The organism is Dolichospermum planctonicum (genome assembly GCF_005402965.1).
Taxonomy (GTDB): domain Bacteria; phylum Cyanobacteriota; class Cyanobacteriia; order Cyanobacteriales; family Nostocaceae; genus Dolichospermum; species Dolichospermum planctonicum.
The window spans coordinates 1-1,129 of the sequence record NZ_BJCF01000113.1 but is presented as its reverse complement, the minus strand read 5'-3'; the positions used below and the strand labels follow the sequence as shown (position 1 = coordinate 1,129).

Annotated in this window: 1 protein-coding gene; it reads left to right on the top strand. The window is 30.1% G+C overall.

Annotation, left to right across the window (positions count from 1 at the left end):
- Window positions 1–1,129 (top strand): type ISP restriction/modification enzyme (locus FFO06_RS21285; protein ID WP_306420262.1); only part of this gene is annotated, 1,129 nt, incomplete at both ends.

Below are 1,129 nucleotides of genomic sequence, written 5' to 3'. Positions count from 1 at the left end.
AGCGGGTAAAACTATCACCGAATTAACCCACATTGGGGAACTTTTAGAACTATATAAAGGTAGAGTCAGACTGGAAGGAGAAAAGAATATTCAACCTTTAGATGATGATTATATTAAATTTATTCGTTTTGCTCAATATCAAATTGAAAATAATGCTCAAAATGCGGGTATTATTGGTTTTATTACTAATCATTCCTATCTCAATGGTTTAATTCATCGAGGTATGAGGGAAGAATTGTTAAAGTATTTTGATAGATTATATATCATGGATTTACATGGTAATTCTTTATTAAAAGAAACCACTCCAGAGGGAAATATTGATCAAAATGTGTTTGATATTCAACAGGGTGTAGCGATTTTAATTGCTGTGCGGGAAAAAGATCAACCTGATTATGGTTCTACTGCTTATAAATCCAGAGATGGTGTTAAGGAAATGGCTAAGGTGTTATATTATGATCTGTGGGGAAGACGCGAGGATAAATATAAGTTTTTAGAATCTGCAAGTTTAGATAATATTGATTGGATAGAAGTAAAACCTACTGAACCTAATTACTTTTTTGCACCGAAAAATCTTGATTATGAAGATGAATATAAAAGAGAGTTAAGTATTACGGATATATTTCCTATTTATGCTGCTGGTGTGAAAACTAGAAGGGATAATGTATGTGTTGACTACGATAGAGAAACTTTAATAAATCGTTTTCATGATATTTCTATAAATACTAATTTAGAAGAATTAAAACAAAAATACAATATCAAAGATACAGAATATTGGAGTTTAGAAAAAGCTAAGTTAGATATTAAACAAGATGAAATTGAATCAAAACTACTAGTATATGCTTATAGACCATTTGATAATCGTTGGGTTTATTATAATCCTAAGATTATTGAAAGGGGAGATAGTCGTAAAGAATTAATGGGACATTTGCTAAAGGGTAATAATATTGCGTTACTCTCCTGTCGTCAGCAAGTTGAACCTGGTTTTTATCATATATTTTGTTCAGAAATTCTCACAGAACATTGTACTGTATCGTTAAAAAGTAGAGAAGCAACTTATGTTTTTCCTCTTTATATCTACCCAAATACAGAAAATAAACAAACAAATCTTTTTGTAGAAAAAACTCCTAAC